Here is a 17,305-nt window from a genome sequence, read left to right on the forward strand (position 1 = left end):
AGCCGCCGCCTCCTTCGTCTTTATTTCATTGCATCTTTTAAAGATGAAACAAACTGACTGCTGTCTTTTTGTGTCACGAAGATATTGACGGCTTGATTCGCTTTTGTCACAAACCCTTCTTCAGCAGCTGAGCCATGAGCAAGAGACGGCGCCAGTTTTGACTCTTTAAATGCCTTCATCGCCGATTTTCCGTATTCATCATATTTTGATACATCTGCATCCACACGTGCTGGAATCGATCCTTTTAACGGATTAAACGCATCCTGTCCTTCCACAGATCCTAAAACGGATAAGAATTTCTTCACGTTTTCTGGCTGTTTCACACCCTTTGGCAGTCCAAATGTATCGGTGATCACCATAAAGCTTCCTTCCGTTCCAGGAGTCGCCGCGTATCCAAAGTCTTGATTCACCTTCAAATCAAGATCATTCACAAAGTACCCCTTCGCCCAGTCGCCCATGACATTCATTGCCGCTTCTCCTTTTGCCACGAGCTGTGAGGCATCCTGCCAGTTACGTGAACTGTGATCGTCATTGACGTATTCGAGCATACGTCCAAAGATGTCTGCCGCTTCCTTCACTTTCGGGTCATCCATTTTCATGTCGCCAGCCCAAAGTTTTTGATAACCATCTGCCCCTAATACACCCAGCAAAACACTTTCAAACAAATGAGTCGCTGCCCAAGGCTCCTTATCTCCAAGTGCAAGTGGTGTGATTCCTTTTTTCTTTAATGCATCTGCTGTTTTGAAAAATTCATCAAATGTCGTTGGCAGCTCTAAGCCTGCATCATCAAATACCTTCTTGTTATACCAAAGCACATTGCCCCTGTGAATGTTCACCGGTACGGAATAGATTTTCCCATCTTTGCTGACAAGATCAATCAGTGATTTTGGAAATTTGTCTTTCCAGCCTTCTTTTTCATATAAATCATCCAGAGGCTCCATTTTGCCTGCCGCGACCCAGCTCTCATTCAGCTCCGCCCCGCCATGCACTTGAAACGTAGCAGGCGGATCATTTCCCTGCATCCGGCTAGTCAGGACAGCCTTTGCATTTGTACCAGCACCACCTGCGACGGCTGCATTTTCAATTGGAATGTCTTTATTCTCCTCTTCAAACAATTGAATGAGTGCCTTCAGCCCGTCTTCCTCACCCGCTCCTGTCCACCAAGAGAAAATTTCGAGCTTCTCTGCTCCGCCTTCTTTTTTTGCCTCTGAGTTCGTCGATGAGCTGCAGGCAGTGACGATAAGCATACAGAGTGCCAGCAGTGTAAAGCCTAATTTGAACTTCATAATTGATCCCCCTATCCCCATTTTGTAAGCGTTATCAAAATAAGTATAATGGCAGATCCTTGCTTATTTTCAGGCAAACTTCTTCACTTTTTTATGAAATTCTTCATTTTTTTACGGCCTGTTTTTTCGATATTCCTTCGGTGAACAGCCGACCATCTTCTTAAACACACGGCTGACGTAATTAGGATCTGTATATCCTGCCTGATAGGTAATTTCTTTTAAGCTAAGCGTGCTGTCTTTGAGGAGCTTTTTGATTTTATCCAGCCGGCAGGCTGTCACATACTCTTTAAATGTCAGACCCGTCTCGTCTTTAAATCGTTTTGTGAAATAGGTGGGACTTAAATCAACATAAGCGGCCGTTTGCTCAAGTGTGATTTGTTCACAATAATGCGTTTTGATGTAACGTTTTGCCCGCTCGATGTCATTGATGGTCTGTGTTCTCGCTTCATACACGTCAAATAGGTGTTCACAGCACTGGCGGCATTCAGCTGCGGTGCTGATTGTCAATATCGATAGATCTGTACGGAGGCGTGATTTGAAGAGAATCAGCAGTTCTTTTACCTGCGAAATCGCCGCCCCCTCTAATTCAAAGGCATCAAATAAAGCCAGCGCATCCTCTCTTCTCCCTTCCTCGAGCGCCTGCATCATGCTGTCTGCAAGCTCCGGCAGATGAATCAATGGGCGGGGCTTCACTTCTGTTTGGTAAAAGCCATAACGAACAACGCCGTCACTCTTTTTTCGCTGATAATAGGAAAGCTTCGCCTCTGCTGCACTTTTCTGAAGATGAAGCGGGTTTGAGACTGGATGCCCTATGCCAACGACAGGTGAAGGCTGACCGTTTGTCATGGCAGCTCGAATGGCTTGCAGCACCTCTGCCTTTAGCTGACCTGGTCCCTGCTGACTATAAATGAGACATGTAAACAGTTCTCCCCCCATCTGAATCGGCACCGTATGAAATCGTGCAGATTTCTGTAAATCGATCAACAGCTGATCTCCTTCTGTCCGCTGCACAGCAATGATAAGACCTGCTTCATATTCGGAAAATAATTGTTGAAACTCCATTTCGGTATAAGATTGACCGTTCATGACATGCGCTTCAAGCCACTTTGACTGCTGATCGGCCGCTGCCTCCTGCCGCAGAGACGCCTCCTGCTGAATCTCTGCTGCTACAAATCGAATGGCTGCGATGGTTTCATCCTTGTCAGCTGGTTTGACGAGGTATTGTTTCACCCCTTCCTGCATCGCTTGCTTGGCGTAATCGAATGTGTCGTAGGCTGTCAGCATAATGAATTTTGTATGAGGACTGCTTGCTTTGATCTGTTTGATCGCTGTCAGTCCATCCATGCCAGGCATCTGAATATCCATGAGCACAAGATGAATGGGCTCAGACTGCACGAATTCAACCGCCTTCTTTCCATTTTCCGCTTCTCCTGCTATATGACACTCTGGAAGCCATTCGGTTAAGAACTTCCGCATCGCTAGCCGTTCTATTTTTTCATCATCGACAATCAGCACGTTCAGCATGCCGGTCCCTCCTTTATCGGAATAGCCAATTGTATGGTGGTGCCTTCGTTTGGCTTTGAATCAATTTGAAGGGCATCTTGCACCCCGTAAAACAAGCGCAGTCTTGACATTACATTTCGAAGACCGATTCCTGTCGAGTGGCCTTTACTCAGTATGTTCGGATCTTCCTCTTCTTTTTCTGACAGCAATCTTCTTTTCTCCTGTTCATTGATGCCCATCCCATTGTCCTGAATCTGAATCATCACATAGCCGCCTTCTTGATAGATCGAGAGCTCAACAAGTCCCTCTTCCTCCTTTGGTTCAACGCCATGAATGAAGGCATTTTCGACAAGCGGCTGTAAGGTAAGACTTGGGATATGCACAGATAAACATGATTCATCGATGGAGGTTTTGCACGTAATACGATCGGCAAATCTCGTTTCTTGTATATGAAAATATTCTTTCACCACTTTCACTTCTTGTTCCAATGTAACGGATGTACTTAGAGCAGACAGCGAATATCGCATCAGCGTGGAAACGGATTGAATCAACCTCGATGTGGCTTCTGCTGATTCTAAGTAAGCCATCCGTGAAACGATGTTTAATGTGTTAAATAAAAAATGCGGGTTCATTTGGTTTTGCAGCGTTTTTAGCTTCATGTCTTTGATTTTTTGATCTAATGCTGCCTTTTGTTTGATCTCTTCAATCATCATTTTCATCTCTTGCCGCATTCGCTGAAAGGCTTCATTTAAAACAGAGATTTCATCCTTTGTGGTAACATGCAAATTCGCTCCATCAAAATTTCCTTCTGATACTTCTTTTACACTTCGGGACAGATGAACGATGGGTCTTGAGATCCCGCCAGCAATCATATACGCCATCCATAAGGCGACCCCGATTGATAACGTAAACAGGCATAAGGTAAAGAGCGCATAGGTTTGATGCCTTTTTTGAAGAGATTGATAGAGTATCTGATACTCAGATAATTCATCATCAAGCAGGGTCATCGTCTGCTCTTGTATATAGGAGGAGACGGTTCTCACTTCCTTCACACTTGCAGCATATTCTTCGATTTTCCCTGCTTTCACATGTGTCATGGTCGCATCACTTTCATTGATGAGCGTCCGCATCATATATTGATATTTTTCAATAGAAGGAATTGCCGCGTGAAGACCGGCATCCTTTCGCAGCGCTTGATCGTATGATTTCATTTTCTGTTTTGACGTAAGATATTCTTTGGCAAACTTCCGATCCTTTTCAATGGCATAGGCATTGACCTTTTCATACATCGTTTTCGCCTCTGTTGATATATCATTGAGCAGGAGAAAAGAACGGAAGCTCCGGCTATATTCTGATGTGATTTTTGAACTGCTCCAGTAGACAAAAAAAGCGGCTACGTTGCCAAGAAGCACAAGGATTAAAAATGCTAATAACAGCTTACTTCGAATCTTTCTCATGGCTGCATCCCCTGCTTTCTGTCTGTTTGCTGAAGAGGCAGATCCCCGCGCCGGATCACACTCGTTCCCGTGTACTGGAGCGGTTCTTCTTTTTCACCTTTCTGCAAACGAACAAGCGATTCAACCGCTTGATAGCCCATTTCATAAGGATGCTGCACGACGACGGCATCAATTGTCCCATCATCAAGCGCCTGAATCGTATCAGGCAATGTGTCAAATGCAAGCACATAAAAATCAGTGGATGATCGATACTGTGCAATTGCTTGGATGATGCCTGCACCATCTAATGCACTTGTGCCATAAAATGAAGTGAGCTTTGCATGATCGTTTAATAGTTTATAAGCGGCACCTGAGGCACCTGACTTCGTAATGGCTGATTCTTCTATTCCAGCAATATGAATGCGTTTTTCAGCAGAGACGGCATCTCGAAAGCCCTTGACGCGCAGCTTTTGATGAATGGCATCCAGCCTGCCTGTGACAATTCCTACATACTGATCACCTTTTGTATCTGCGATGAGTGCCTGTCCTGCGATAAAACCTGAATAATAATTGTCCGTCCCTACATACACTTGACGCTTGCTCCCCTCTGCATCCGTATCGACGGTGACGACATCAATGCCTTTTTCCCTCGCCTTCTGAAAAAGTGGTTTGTATTTCTTAGCATCAAGTCCCTGCGTCATAATGCCATCAACATGCCCAGCGATCGCCATATCAATGGTTTTCAGATGATCGTCTACATCCGCCTGTTTTGGGCCCAAATATTCTAGATATACGTGATGAACGTCTGCCGCATCCGCAGCTCCCTTTTGTACAAGCTGCCAATATTCGTTATCAAGTTCCTCCGGTACAAGGACAAAATGGTATTGATACGTTGACGCCGTTTCATAGGAAGCGCTTTCAATTTTAAATAAATCTTGACCTAATAACGTTAAGAAGATGACAGATACCACACAAAATGTGAGAAATGCGCTCATTCCGATCCACTTAGATAATTTCACCGTGTCCTCCTCCTTTCCACTATTTCCGCATAAAAAAAAGAGCTGCTTATAAGCATACTCTCTCGACCTCTATAATTCCTTTGTCATAAATAAACTGTTTGGATCTTCTTGATATGTACCAAAAGGCGGACAATACTGAAATCCAGCGCTCTCATATAGTTTTCTTGCTGGTTCAAAGAAAGCCATTGCCCCTGTCTCTAAGCTGACACGTGTATACCCGCGCCGTTTTGCCTCTTGGAGAAGATGATTCAGCATATACCTCGCTACACCTTTTCGCATATGGAGGGCTGCGGTTCTCATCGATTTGATTTCCCCATGTTCACTTGACAGCTCCTTTAACGCTCCACAGCCAAGAAGCTCCTCTCCATCCCGCACACTCCACACGGTGACATCCTGTTTTTTTAAATCAGTTAATGGAAGGGCATGAATGCTTTCAGGCGGCGAATGCTCCTTCATCTCTTCTATATGTGCGGTGATCAGCTGGTCAATTCGTCCATCCGTGAGTTCATCTTGTAGAATGTACATTTTCCATCACTCCTTCCCGATCATTGTACGTGAAGAGTTGAAATTTCATCTGCTGTTATGTCAGATAAACGAACAAACAACCGGCATCAACGAGCCAGTTGTTTGTTCGTTTGACAAGTATTTATGAAGAAAGAACGGCTTGTAATTCCTCTGCTGTACTGCTTTCAAGCTGACTTCCGACACCGACAGCCACCGCGCCTGCTTTGAGCCACTTTGGAACATCAGCTGGATGGATGCCGCCCGTAGGAATAAATTCAATCTCTGGAAATGGACCTTGCAGGTTTTTCATATAGGATAAACCGAAGGAGCCGCTTGGAAATAGCTTGAGCAAGCAGTAGCCATCTGCTTTCGCCTGCATGATTTCACTTGGGGTGAGGACACCTGGTACATAGAGTGTGTCGTAAAATGAGAGATGTTCACCAATCATAGGAAGATATCCTGGACTAACGATAAACTGTGAGCCTGCCTCAATGGCTGATTGTGCCTGCTCCAGCGTCGTAATTGTTCCCGCTCCTACAATGATGTCCTTCTCCTCTTGGAAGGATGCGATGATGCGTTCAGCATTTGGCGTGGTATACGTCACTTCAATGGCACGGACTCCTTTTTTCTTTAAACGATCAATCATTTCAATGCCTTCTGCTTCACTACCCGCTCTCACCACTGCGATCAATTTACAAGACGCTAGCTGCTTTTTAACGCTCAAACTTGCTGACTTTCCCATATCTCTCATCCCCTTTCATGTACTCCCGCCTTTGATATCGCTTGGCTTCTTTCATAAAAGCCTGAAGCTCCTCCCGGGTAGGCAGTCCATCCTTATCGCCCGGTGACATCACTGCAAGTGCCCCAACCGCATTGCCTCTTGTCACAGATTTTTCATCTGATAAGCCGTCAAGCAAGCCGCTGATGACCCCCACTGCAAATCCATCACCAGCTCCAACTGTGTCTACGACATCCTGCACATAAAAGCCATTCACAATTCCCTGACCGGCTGCACTTTTATAAAAGGCGCCTTCTGCCCCTAGCTTAATGACCACTAGCTTGACACCTTTTTGCAAATAAACATCTGCAATCTCTTCTGGCTCTTGATAACCCGTGAGCCTTTGCCCTTCTGCAAGCCCTGGAAAAAACCAATCCACTTGCGAAGCGATATGATTCACCGTATGAATCATATCTTCCTCCTCTTCCCACAGCTGAAGCCGAAGATTTGGATCAAATGAAATGGTTTTGCCCGCTTCTTTCATTTCTTGAAGGACACGAAAAGAAAACGCTCTCATTCCACTGGATAGGGCAGGTGGAATACCAGTCATATGAAGATGGCCTGCCTGTTTGAAATAGGCGGCGGGAAAGTCGCTTGGACTCATTGTGCTCGCAGCAGAGCCTTTTCGATAATACGTGACGTCAGGATCTCCATCCATCACTTTTGATTTAAGTAAGATTCCCGTTTGAGACCCATCATTTGAACGGAGTACTGCACTTGTATCGACTCCCTCTTTTTGAAGCTCTTCTAAAATAAATGTGCCAAGTGAATCTGCTCCAACTTTGCTCATCCATCCCACATGAAAGCCCAGCCTCGCCAAGCCGACAGCCACGTTACTCTCTGCACCAGCAAGCGCCTTTTGGAATGTATGCACTTGATGAAGCTCTCCGGCTTCCTCTGCATAAAACATCGCCATTGATTCCCCAAATGTGACCGCATCCAATGCTTTCACTCATTTCTCCCCTTCCTCGGTACCGGTTTCAAATCAGTTGAAAAAGAGAGAGCATGCACGTATGTATACTCTTCTCTGCCTATCGTTTATAAAGATTTCCTCACAATGATTTCTCCATCAAGCTGAATCGTTTGGGGCGCACTTTCATCCCCTTCTAGCCGTGTCTTGATTTTTTGCATGGCTGCTTTCCCCATTTCATGAGATGGCTGGGCAACCATTGTGATTCCAGGTCCAATCAGCTTATACCATTCTGTATCATCAAACCCTGCAATGCCTATCTCTTTAGGAATCTTCACCCCAAGCTCTACAAGTTCACTAATCAGCTTCAGCATGAGTAATCCATTACCGGCTAAAATCGCTTTTTTCTGTTCGTTTGATTGTAAAAAACGGACAATCTCTTCGCGCATTTGTTCCTTTTGCTTTAAATCAATCTCTGCAATGATCGGCTTCTTATGTTTACTCAAAGCTGTCTGTTCATATGCTTCCTTTCGTTCTTCACGAGGGCTGATTCCATCGACAGGCTCAGTAAAGAAAGCGATATGATCATAGCCTTTCTCATACATTTGTTGAAGCAGCCGGATGGTGATATCACGGTTATTCGTGGTCACTGTGTCGACTTTCAGTTCAGGCAGCTTCCGGTCCACAAGAACAATCGGCACACCATTTTTCTGAAAATCCTCCAGAATGTCATTGTTCTGTCCTGTCGTATTGATGATGAGCCCTTCAATATAATGTGCATTCAGCTTTAGGAGCATTTCCCGTTCTTTTTCTGGACGATTATCTGTGTTGCACACCATGATGCTGTATCCATATTCATCACAAATCTCTTCGACCCCGCGAAGTGTTGCCACAGAGAATGGATTCGTAATGTCGGCTACAATAAACCCAATGACCTTGCTTTTTCTAACTTTCAATCCTTGAGCAAGCTGACTCGGACGATAATGGAGTTCCTCAATGGCTTTCTTGATTTTTTTTACCTTTTCTGAAGAAATTTCATTTGTTCTGCCATTGATATATCTGGATACAGTTGATTTTGAGACCCCTGCATAAGCTGCAACTTCATTAATGGTGACTTTCGTTTGCTTTTTCTCTTTCATTCAAAAAAACTCCCACAATTGATCTTCTCATTTGGTTCGAAACCGATTTCAAATAAACTTAAAAAAAGCATATCATAATTGAATGCATTTCAGAAGATTTTTTTGCATGATGATGGCAAAAATTTGTCTAACCAGAGAAAAAGAAAGCGATTTCAAATTAACGGTTGACGGCGCTCTCTTTTTCCTCTAGAATTTTCCTTGAAACCGATACCAAATAAATATCAATATTTGTTTCAGATGGAAAGGGAGGCTTATCCAAATGGAAAATCGTTATGCTGTACATCCTGAGCAGGTCAAACGTTTTACAACAGAGGAACTTCGTCGTCATTTTCATATTCCTACGCTGTTTGTCAGTGGTGAATTAAAGCTCTATTACTCGCATGAGGACCGCGTGGTGATTGGCGGAGCGATGCCGGCAGCAGAGCCCATCACACTAGATGCCGGAGACTTTTTACGGACGGAGTATTTTCTTGAAAGACGAGAAATCGGGATTGTGAATGTCGGCGGACAAGGAACGGTCACTGTTGATGGTGAGGCCTTTGTGCTGGAGCATAAAGATTTCTTATATATTGGCCTTGGTCACGAAGATGTACAGTTCGCTAGTTCATCAGGCGAGCAGGCCAAGTTCTATTTAGTATCAGCCACGGCTCACAGGGCGTACCCTACGCAAAAAGCAGCCATCGCTGAATTAACACCCAACCACTTAGGGGAAGCAGCTGCTTCCAACGTACGAAACCTGTATCAAGTCATCCATGCAGACGGCATCCAAAGCTGTCAGCTCATGATGGGCATCACTCAGCTTGAAACCAATAACACATGGAACACGATGCCCGCTCATATTCATGATCGCCGGATGGAAGTGTACTTATATCTTGATATCGAAGAGGATGCACGGGTTTTTCATTTTATGGGGGAGCCATCTGAAACGAGACATCTTGTTGTGGCCAATGAGGAAGCAGTCATTTCACCTGCCTGGTCTATTCATTCAGGCTCAGGTACAGCGAATTATTCATTTATTTGGGCAATGGCAGGCGAAAACTATACGTTCAAAGATATGGACTTTGTCTCAATGGATCAGCTGAGGTAACGAGGGTGATGACAACTTCATATGCAGCGTCCCTCTTCTCCCTTGAAGGAAAAACAGCCCTTGTGACAGGTCCTGGAACCGGCATTGGGCAAGGCATTGCCGTGGCGCTTGCCAAATCAGGTGCAGATATCATCGGTACGTACCATCACACACCGCTTGAAGAAACAAAGGCGCTAGTCGAACAGGCAGGCCGATCATTTCATGCGGTTCAGGTTGACTTTTCTAATCCTCAGTCTGCAAAGCAGGCTGTCGATGCCATATTAAAGAAGCATACGATTGATATTTTAATCAATAATGCTGGAACCATTAAAAGAGAGCCGGCGGCTCACTATTCAGAGGAAGATTGGCATACGGTCATGGATGTGAATATCAACAGTCTCTTTTTCCTCACGCAAAAGGTTGGACAGCAGATGCTGAAAAATGGGCAAGGGAAAATCGTCAATATCGCCTCCCTTCTATCGTTTCAAGGCGGCGTCTTTGTCCCTGCTTATACAGCAAGTAAGCATGCTGTCGCTGGGCTGACGAAAGCTTTTGCCAACGAATGGGCGAGCCAGCATATTCAAGTGAATGCGATTGCGCCTGGGTATATTGCGACTAATAACACACAAGCCATTCGTGACGATGAAAACCGAAATGAAGAGATTCTGAAACGAATTCCCGCCGGCCGCTGGGGAAAGCCTGAGGATCTAGCCGGTGCTGCTGTTTTCCTTAGCTCACCAGCTTCTGATTATATGAACGGCCACATTTTAGCTGTTGATGGCGGATGGCTTGCAAGATAAACAAACGAGAGAATTCCTATCCGGGATTCTCTTTTTTCTATTTGTATAATTCTCCACCTTCCGAGTCACTCTATAAAAAACATGTGATGAGGGTGAGGTATTATGAAAAGTCGTATTGAACAAGATATAGCGTCCGTCATTAAGCGTGTCAAAAGCTTTGCCGGAAGAAGTGATGATATCGTGTTCCACTCTTTTTCATTTGGTCCTTCCACTATTTCTGCATGTCTCGTGTACGTTGAAGGACTCACAGAATTTGAGATGCTTTCTAAGCAAATCATTTCACCTATGCAAAAGGAACTCGACATCACCGAGGTTGGTTCTACTACACTTCCCTCCCTTTCAAAAACGTTCTTTGGCATTCAAAGTGACGTGCTGGATGATATGAACCTTGCCATCGAGCAGTTATATAGCGGCAGGGCTATTTTATTTGTAGATGGAGCGGCTCAAGCGCTTGCGCTCCATACGAATCTTTTTCAATTTAGAGAAGTAGAAGAGCCGCAATCTGAAGTTCTTGTAAGAGGACCACGGATCGGATTTATTGAGAATCTTGAAAAAAACACGGCTTTACTCCGTGAGCGGGCAAACGACCCTCACCTTGTGATTCAAAAGGTGAGTATAGGTACTAGAAATAAAAAATCCGCTGCTCTTGTGTATGTTCGTGATATTGCTGATCCTAAACTAGTAGAAGATGTGCTATCACGTATGATGGAAATCAAAATGGATGACATTCCTGAAACCGGCTATATTGAACAGCTGATTGAGGACAGTCACATCTCCATTTTTCCACAAATTCAAAACACAGAACGTCCTGACCGGGTGATTGCATCTGTGCTTGAAGGAAAAGTCTCCATTTTGCTCGATGGGACTCCTTTTGCCCTCATTTTACCTATGACACTTACAGCTTTGATGCAATCTCCGGAGGATTATTATCAGAGGTGGACAAGCGCGACTCTTTTACGTTTACTTCGTTATATTGCCGTGCTGCTCACGATTTTTTTACCCGGGCTTTACATTGCACTTGTCTCTTATCATCCCGGTTTATTACCGACAAGAATGGCACTCACCATCGCAGGCAGCAGGCAAAATGTTCCTTTCCCTCCTGTTGTCGAAGCCATTCTCATGTCTTTTACGATAGAGCTGCTGCGGGAAGCTGGACTACGGCTTCCAAGAGCCATCGGACAGACAATTGGGCTCATTGGCGGCGTAATTATTGGTCAGGCAGCTGTCCAAGCCAATATCGTCAGTGCCTTAATGGTGATTATTGTGTCACTGACCGCACTCGCTGATTTCACAGCACCGTCATATGACTTTAGTTTTCCACTGCGTATTTTGCGGTTTATGGCGATTTTTAGTTCAGCATTGTTTGGATTATACGGCTTAATCATGTGTTATTTATTTGTGCTTTGTCACTTGATGCAATTAAAGACCTTTGGTTTTGACTATTTCACACCAGTGCTTTCTTCACCGTTTTCAGATTTAAAGGATACGTACGTTCGTTTACCAATTGGGCTTTTTAAATCTAGACCAAAAACAGCAAAAATAAAAAATCTCAAAAGACAAGGAGATTAAACGATGTACAGACCTGAAAGGCTATCATTGTTACAAGTCACCATCCTCTGCAGCTCTACAATGATAGGCGCTGGAATTTTAACCATTCCACGCAGTTCTGCCAATTCAGGATACCCTGATGGCTGGATCATTGTATTAATACAGGGAGTCATCTTTGCTTTCGTTGCTTTTTTGTTGGGGTGGATTGCCGAAAAGAATGCACCAGACACCATTTTTGAGTCAAATACAAAAGGAGCAGGAGCATTTTTTGGCACGATCTTTAATTTAATGCTGATCGCCTATTTACTAGGCATTGTCGGCTTTGAGGCACGTGTTCTCGGCGAAGTGGTTCAGTTTTTCCTGCTGCAATCGACTCCCATGACCGTGATTGTCATGATTTTTCTACTTGTGGCGATCTATCATTTGAAAAGCGGTATCTTTCCAGTCGTCAAAATGGTGACCTATATTTATCCGATCACCATGGTCATTTACATAGCGCTCATGCTGTTTTGTTTAAAAATATTTGATTTTGATTATTTGCGCCCTGTGATGGCGCATGGTTTTAAAGATTTTAGTAATCTGTTCTCTCAAACCTTTATTCAATTTACAGGGTTTGAAGTGATTTTGTTTGTTGTCCCGCTCATTTATAAAGACAAATGGTCTAAGGCAAAATGGGCGGCTGCGATCGGGGTCGGAATTACTTCTCTTGTATATTCCCTCACCCTCTTTATAGTGATTGGCTCCATGACCGTTGGTGAAACGAAATCTCTCACTTGGCCAACGGTTTCCCTTATACAAGCGCTTGAACTTGAAGGGGTGTTTATCGAACGTTTTGATATTTTCTTACTGACAATTTGGACGTGCCAGCAGTTCATTTGTATGCTGGGCTTTTTCCAGTTTGCGATTAAAGGCTGCTTCACCGTTTTTAAAACAACCAATATAACGAGACTGCTATGGCTGCTATTTTTAATAACATCAGCACTCTCACTTTTTCCTAGAAATATCAATGAAGTCTTTTACTACTCTACTTTACTCGGCTACGCATTGTTCGCGGTATTAGCCATTCCTTTTATTACAGCTATCCTGCTGATGATACGCAAAAAATGGGGAGGTCGTTCTGCATGAGAGGCAGGCGTATACTGTTATTCTTTTTTTCCTGCTGCCTTTTCCTTCTATCAGCAGGCTGCTGGGACTTAAAGGATATTGAAAAACTATCGTTTGTACGCGGTGTTGGCATTGATGAACAAGATGAGAATGGAGTTAAGCTGACCTATCAAAACCTTGTACCGAAAACAGGCGGAACACAAGAAGCCGATTCTCCCGGCTATGTGAATGTCGTCTCGAAGGGAAAAAATGTGCTGGAGGCTGTCAGTAATGTCGCCTTGAAGGACCCGCCGATCTATAGTGATCACCTGAAAATCTTCTTGTTTGGCAGAAATCAAGCGGAGCATCACGATATTCAAGGAACACTTAATCATTTTATTCGAGATGATGAGGTTCGGCGCAGCAGCTATCTCCTCGTGTCACGAGGAGATGCGTCAAAAGTCATCAACCAAAAATTGAAATCACAGCAAAAGGTTCCGGTTGAACATATCTTCGAAACATCCAAAAACCGAAGCTTTAACGGAAAGATCGCACTGCCAACTCGTATTGGCCGGGCGTCTGATTATTTTCAAATGGGCGTTAGCTTCCTTGTACAAAGTGTAGATGCGGTAGACGGTGAAATTATTTATGATGGGGCAGGTATCATTCACGGAAAAACAAGAAAGCTGATCGGTTTCATCTCTGCGCAGGATGTACAATATTTAAACTGGGTGATGGACCGTATCGCAGGCGGTGTTGTACCCGCCACCTACAAAGGCTTTCCGATTACGTATGAAATTAAAAAAGCCAAAACCAAGATTGAACCCTACCTGAAAGACGGAAAGATTTCCTTTCACATTAGCGTACAAACAAATGGAAAATTGTCAGAGGATCAATATCCCCCTGAAAACTCATACGATGAACAGTACATCAAACGATTTGAGAAGGTTTTTTCTCGTAAAATTAAAGAGCGCATACAAAAAACGGTCAGTCATATGCAACATGAAGTAGGTGTTGATCCTATTTTTTTAAGCCGGCAGTTTCGTATTAAGTATCCTGAATATTGGGATCAGCATCGAGATGAATGGGACAAACTATTTCAAGAAGCAGACATAACGTATGACATCAAAGTGAGCATTTTGAACTTTGGTGCAGAAGGTGCAACGAAAAGCTTCAAATGGTAATACAAAAAGGCGGTTATCCCAAAGGAGAGCCGCCTTTTTTACGTACGACAATGAGAAGCTGATACAAAGTCACTTGATCAGACAACGCTTTTGTTTGAAAGCCGAGTGACGCTCCTATTCTTGCCACCTCGTCAAAAAACAATTGGACGTTTTGATCAATCTGTACATTGATCCGCTGCTCGATCACGCGTTCAAATAATTGGTCTGGGAAAAGCGCACGCATGGTGTTTGGTGTGAAGAACCGTATATGGGTTCGGTCTAAGATTCCTACATCTTGATACGTAAAATCACCTGTCATCAAAGGAAGAAGCACCTCTGCATGCATCATGTTAGGCAGGCAGCAAATGATGACACCGCCTGGCTTTAAAGAGGCGTGCGCTTGCTCAATGATGTGCCAAGGATCTGACACATGCTCTAAAACATCCGAAAAAATGACCGCATCAAAAAAGGCCTCTTTCTCTGACCATGGGTATTCATCTGCATTTGTCTCGATGACTTCTTCATAATACGCCTTTGCGACCGCTGCTTTTAATGTATCTGCCTCTACCCCGTACATGTCTACCGACTGCCGATTCATCAGTTCAAGCCCGGTAGCCCCTGCGCCGCACCCAACATCCAGCACGCGAGCAGCGTCCTCAGGGAGTAATTCCGCAAAATACGGATGAGGAGTGATCAAATTTAGATCTATGCCCCACTTATCTAAAAATCGAAGTCTATTCTCAGTAAACAGTGTAGAGATGTTTGTTTCTTGATTGGCATTAAAGGTAGCATGACCATGATGATGCACAAAGGAATCATGCACAATTTGCAGCTGATATCCTTTTAGTAATGAACGCAAACATAGATCGTCATCCTCAAATGATCCATATACAAACCGCTCATCAAATAATCCCACATCCTCGATCAGCTTTCTTTTCACGAGCAAGCAAAACCCTACAAGCCGGTGCACATAAGTTCTCTTACCTTTTCTCTTAGACGTATACTCCTTAGCAAAGGCTGGGAGCTCCTTCACATCTGTATACGATGGCTGGACCATCTGAGGGCCGCTCACATAATTAGAGACGGGTCCCACCATCCCAATTCGTTCTGAAGCGAATAGCGCCTCTTTTAATGGAGAAAGCCAATTTTCCGTCACGATCGTGTCATTATTTAAAAAGAGAATGCTGTCTCCAGAAGCTTTTTTTGCCCCTTGATTACATCCCTTTGCAAAACCTTCATTCTCTTCATTATCAATGAAAATCACATCATCCAGCTCTCTTACATATTCCTTCGTGCCGTCAGTTGATGCATTATCGACGATGATGAGTTCATATTGGTCACTATTCGTATGCTGTTTCATGCTATCGATACATGTTTTCGTCAAATGCAGTTCATTGTACGTCAGCATGACAATGCTTGTTTTCCCTTTCATCTCATTTCCACCTTTCTCCCGCCTGTTCCATATGTATGTGATAGGCAGCACGTTCAGAAGATGAGGGAATGTCCTTTCTTGATTAAACGTTTGTTTAACATAGAAAAACCAGCTGCACACGGCAGCTGGCCATCGTTCAAACCGTTTTTCCTTCGCCACTTGTGACAGCACGATTTCTCTTTTTTAAATCTTCTTCAATTTCTTCAAGACTTTTCCCCTTCGTTTCCGTCACCAAGTATTTTACAAATAAGAAGGCGCCTACGCCAATGACCGCATAAATGAGGAAGAGATTACTGATGCCAATCGCGCTTAATAAAGCTGGGAATGTCAGCGAGATGATTAAATTTCCTGTATGAAGAAGGAAGGTCGAGACACCTGTACCGATTCCCCTGACATGTACTGGGAACAGCTCTGGGAGCATCACCCAAACGACAGGACCCCAGCTGACAGCAAAGATGACGATAAAGAGACCCAAACAAATAACGGTTGTCCATCCTGCTGCTGGTGATCCTTCAAAAAATCGGTTGACCACTGACAGGACAATTAAACTAAGGACCATTCCTGCATTCCCAAATAGGAGCAGCGCTTTACGCCCTACACGGTCAATGATTTTAATGGCAACAAACGTCATGATGACATTCACTGCACCAATTCCGACAGTTCCTAAAATCGCTGCTGAATTCCCAAAACCAACACTTGTGAATGTTTTTGGTGCATAGTAAATGATCGTATTTGTACCGATAAACTGCTGCAGAAAGGCAAGGCCGACACCAGCAATCAATGCTGGGCGTACCCATGGCTCAAATAATTCCTTAAAACCGCCTTTCTCTTCACTTTCCGCCTTTTGAATATCTGAAATTTCTTCTGCCACTTCTTGCTTACTTTTTCTGAGTTTAGATAATATCTCCTTCGCACGGTCAGCCTGTCCGTGGACAAACAGCCAGCGGGGACTTTCCGGCATAAACAAAATCCCGAATAATAAAAGAACAGAAGGAACAACCGCAATTCCAAGCATCAAACGCCATGCCTCTGCATCCGCTAAAGCGTAGTTCACAATATAGGCAAGAAGAATACCAAATGTGATCATGAGCTGGTTTAAAGAGGACAGTGCCCCTCGTGATTCCTTTGGCGCAAGTTCAGATAAATATAATGGAACAATCGTTGTCGAGCACCCGACAGCGAGCCCTAGTACAATTCGGAATAAGATCATCACTTCCGTATTCGGGGCGAGAGCTGTACCAAATCCACCGATAATAAACAAAATAGCTGCGGCGATGATGGCTTTTTTCCGCCCAAATTGGTCTGTCAGCTTTCCAGAAAGAGAGGAACCAAGCATCGCCCCGATTAAAATCGAGCTGACGACAAGCCCCTCTGTAAACGCATTTAAACCTAAATCTTCTTTCATAAATAAGATGGCGCCAGAGATGACACCTGTATCATAGCCATATAAGGCACCGCCAAGGGCGCCGAAGAAATAAAGCCATCCATTCCGATTTTTCATATACATAACCCCACTTTTGTCTCTGTACTCTATGAAAAGTCATTTTCCTCACTTCCTGTCATTTCAAACATTTCGATGTTTTATGACAAATATATTTCATTTGTGTATCTTTGAAACTTTTTACGAGAAGGAAACGT

15 protein-coding genes are annotated in these 17,305 nt (G+C 44.0%); 5 read left to right on the plus strand and 10 right to left on the minus strand.

Annotation, left to right across the window (positions count from 1 at the left end; all coding sequences use genetic code 11):
• Nucleotides 1–20 precede the first annotated feature (20 nt).
• The 8 genes from MHH65_RS16800 to MHH65_RS16835 all read right to left on the minus strand — a co-directional run bounded on the left by MHH65_RS16800 (nt 21) and on the right by MHH65_RS16835 (nt 8,575).
• Nucleotides 21–1,286, minus strand: coding sequence for an ABC transporter substrate-binding protein (locus MHH65_RS16800; protein WP_268412557.1), 1,266 nt, complete (start codon nt 1,284–1,286; stop codon nt 21–23).
• A gap of 111 nt (nt 1,287–1,397) precedes the next feature.
• On the minus strand, nt 1,398–2,810 hold the full coding sequence (locus MHH65_RS16805) for a response regulator (RefSeq protein WP_268412556.1): 1,413 nt from the start codon (nt 2,808–2,810) through the stop codon (nt 1,398–1,400).
• On the minus strand, nt 2,804–4,246 hold the full coding sequence (locus tag MHH65_RS16810) for a sensor histidine kinase (protein WP_268412554.1): 1,443 nt from the start codon (nt 4,244–4,246) through the stop codon (nt 2,804–2,806). The genes MHH65_RS16805 and MHH65_RS16810 overlap by 7 nt, the downstream gene beginning before the upstream one ends.
• On the minus strand, nt 4,243–5,244 hold the full coding sequence (locus tag MHH65_RS16815; RefSeq protein WP_268412553.1) for a sugar-binding protein: 1,002 nt from the start codon (nt 5,242–5,244) through the stop codon (nt 4,243–4,245). The genes MHH65_RS16810 and MHH65_RS16815 overlap by 4 nt, the downstream gene beginning before the upstream one ends.
• Nucleotides 5,245–5,313: 69 nt before the next feature.
• Complete coding sequence (locus MHH65_RS16820; protein ID WP_024423655.1) at nt 5,314–5,769, minus strand: GNAT family N-acetyltransferase; 456 nt, start codon at nt 5,767–5,769, stop codon at nt 5,314–5,316.
• A 121-nt stretch (nt 5,770–5,890) separates the two neighbouring features.
• Nucleotides 5,891–6,490 (minus strand): bifunctional 4-hydroxy-2-oxoglutarate aldolase/2-dehydro-3-deoxy-phosphogluconate aldolase, encoded by a 600-nt coding sequence (locus MHH65_RS16825; RefSeq protein WP_081124914.1) that lies wholly within the window; start codon nt 6,488–6,490, stop codon nt 5,891–5,893.
• Complete coding sequence (locus MHH65_RS16830) at nt 6,462–7,478, minus strand: sugar kinase (protein ID WP_211043573.1); 1,017 nt, start codon at nt 7,476–7,478, stop codon at nt 6,462–6,464. The genes MHH65_RS16825 and MHH65_RS16830 overlap by 29 nt, the downstream gene beginning before the upstream one ends.
• 86 nt (nt 7,479–7,564) lie before the next feature.
• Nucleotides 7,565–8,575, minus strand: coding sequence for a LacI family DNA-binding transcriptional regulator (locus MHH65_RS16835; RefSeq protein WP_065214851.1), 1,011 nt, complete (start codon nt 8,573–8,575; stop codon nt 7,565–7,567).
• Between the two features lie 259 nt (nt 8,576–8,834).
• Between MHH65_RS16835 and kduI the strand changes: the two genes are divergently transcribed.
• The 5 genes from kduI to MHH65_RS16860 all read left to right on the plus strand — a co-directional run bounded on the left by kduI (nt 8,835) and on the right by MHH65_RS16860 (nt 14,256).
• Nucleotides 8,835–9,662, plus strand: coding sequence for a 5-dehydro-4-deoxy-D-glucuronate isomerase (gene kduI, locus MHH65_RS16840; RefSeq protein WP_024426291.1), 828 nt, complete (start codon nt 8,835–8,837; stop codon nt 9,660–9,662).
• A gap of 8 nt (nt 9,663–9,670) precedes the next feature.
• Entirely contained in the window at nt 9,671–10,441 is a 771-nt protein-coding gene (gene kduD / locus MHH65_RS16845; protein ID WP_268412547.1) for a 2-dehydro-3-deoxy-D-gluconate 5-dehydrogenase KduD, read from the plus strand.
• Between the two features lie 102 nt (nt 10,442–10,543).
• Nucleotides 10,544–12,010, plus strand: coding sequence for a spore germination protein (locus MHH65_RS16850; protein WP_268412546.1), 1,467 nt, complete (start codon nt 10,544–10,546; stop codon nt 12,008–12,010).
• Nucleotides 12,011–12,013: 3 nt separating this feature from the next.
• Nucleotides 12,014–13,114 (plus strand): GerAB/ArcD/ProY family transporter, encoded by a 1,101-nt coding sequence (locus MHH65_RS16855; RefSeq protein WP_095409722.1) that lies wholly within the window; start codon nt 12,014–12,016, stop codon nt 13,112–13,114.
• Entirely contained in the window at nt 13,111–14,256 is a 1,146-nt protein-coding gene (locus MHH65_RS16860) for a Ger(x)C family spore germination protein (RefSeq protein ID WP_076840198.1), read from the plus strand. Before MHH65_RS16855 ends, MHH65_RS16860 begins: the two co-directional genes overlap by 4 nt.
• A gap of 13 nt (nt 14,257–14,269) precedes the next feature.
• Here the strand turns inward: MHH65_RS16860 and MHH65_RS16865 are convergent, their stop codons facing one another.
• Nucleotides 14,270–15,667, minus strand: a complete 1,398-nt coding sequence (locus MHH65_RS16865; protein ID WP_268417818.1) for a bifunctional glycosyltransferase family 2 protein/class I SAM-dependent methyltransferase — start codon at nt 15,665–15,667, stop codon at nt 14,270–14,272.
• Nucleotides 15,668–15,803: 136 nt separating this feature from the next.
• On the minus strand, nt 15,804–17,168 hold the full coding sequence (locus tag MHH65_RS16870) for a sugar porter family MFS transporter (protein WP_098677181.1): 1,365 nt from the start codon (nt 17,166–17,168) through the stop codon (nt 15,804–15,806).
• Between the last annotated feature and the right edge of the window lie 137 nt (nt 17,169–17,305).

The organism is Bacillus sp. FSL L8-0654, assembly GCF_038629965.1.
GTDB classification, from domain to species: domain Bacteria; phylum Bacillota; class Bacilli; order Bacillales; family Bacillaceae; genus Bacillus; species Bacillus safensis.

What these genes read in the sequence shown, in the direction of transcription:
- MHH65_RS16825 (WP_081124914.1), bottom strand. Translation starts at nt 6,490, where the DNA reads ATGGGAAAGTCAGCAAGTTTGAGCGTTAAAAAGCAGCTAGCGTCTTGT.
- kduI (WP_024426291.1), top strand. Translation starts at nt 8,835, where the DNA reads ATGGAAAATCGTTATGCTGTACATCCTGAGCAGGTCAAACGTTTTACA.
- MHH65_RS16855 (WP_095409722.1), top strand. Translation starts at nt 12,014, where the DNA reads ATGTACAGACCTGAAAGGCTATCATTGTTACAAGTCACCATCCTCTGC.
- MHH65_RS16865 (WP_268417818.1), bottom strand. Translation starts at nt 15,667, where the DNA reads ATGAAAGGGAAAACAAGCATTGTCATGCTGACGTACAATGAACTGCAT.
- MHH65_RS16805 (WP_268412556.1), bottom strand. Translation starts at nt 2,810, where the DNA reads ATGCTGAACGTGCTGATTGTCGATGATGAAAAAATAGAACGGCTAGCG.
- MHH65_RS16820 (WP_024423655.1), bottom strand. Translation starts at nt 5,769, where the DNA reads ATGTACATTCTACAAGATGAACTCACGGATGGACGAATTGACCAGCTG.
- kduD (WP_268412547.1), top strand. Translation starts at nt 9,671, where the DNA reads ATGACAACTTCATATGCAGCGTCCCTCTTCTCCCTTGAAGGAAAAACA.
- MHH65_RS16800 (WP_268412557.1), bottom strand. Translation starts at nt 1,286, where the DNA reads ATGAAGTTCAAATTAGGCTTTACACTGCTGGCACTCTGTATGCTTATC.
- MHH65_RS16860 (WP_076840198.1), top strand. Translation starts at nt 13,111, where the DNA reads ATGAGAGGCAGGCGTATACTGTTATTCTTTTTTTCCTGCTGCCTTTTC.
- MHH65_RS16850 (WP_268412546.1), top strand. Translation starts at nt 10,544, where the DNA reads ATGAAAAGTCGTATTGAACAAGATATAGCGTCCGTCATTAAGCGTGTC.
- MHH65_RS16835 (WP_065214851.1), bottom strand. Translation starts at nt 8,575, where the DNA reads ATGAAAGAGAAAAAGCAAACGAAAGTCACCATTAATGAAGTTGCAGCT.
- MHH65_RS16810 (WP_268412554.1), bottom strand. Translation starts at nt 4,246, where the DNA reads ATGAGAAAGATTCGAAGTAAGCTGTTATTAGCATTTTTAATCCTTGTG.
- MHH65_RS16870 (WP_098677181.1), bottom strand. Translation starts at nt 17,168, where the DNA reads ATGAAAAATCGGAATGGATGGCTTTATTTCTTCGGCGCCCTTGGCGGT.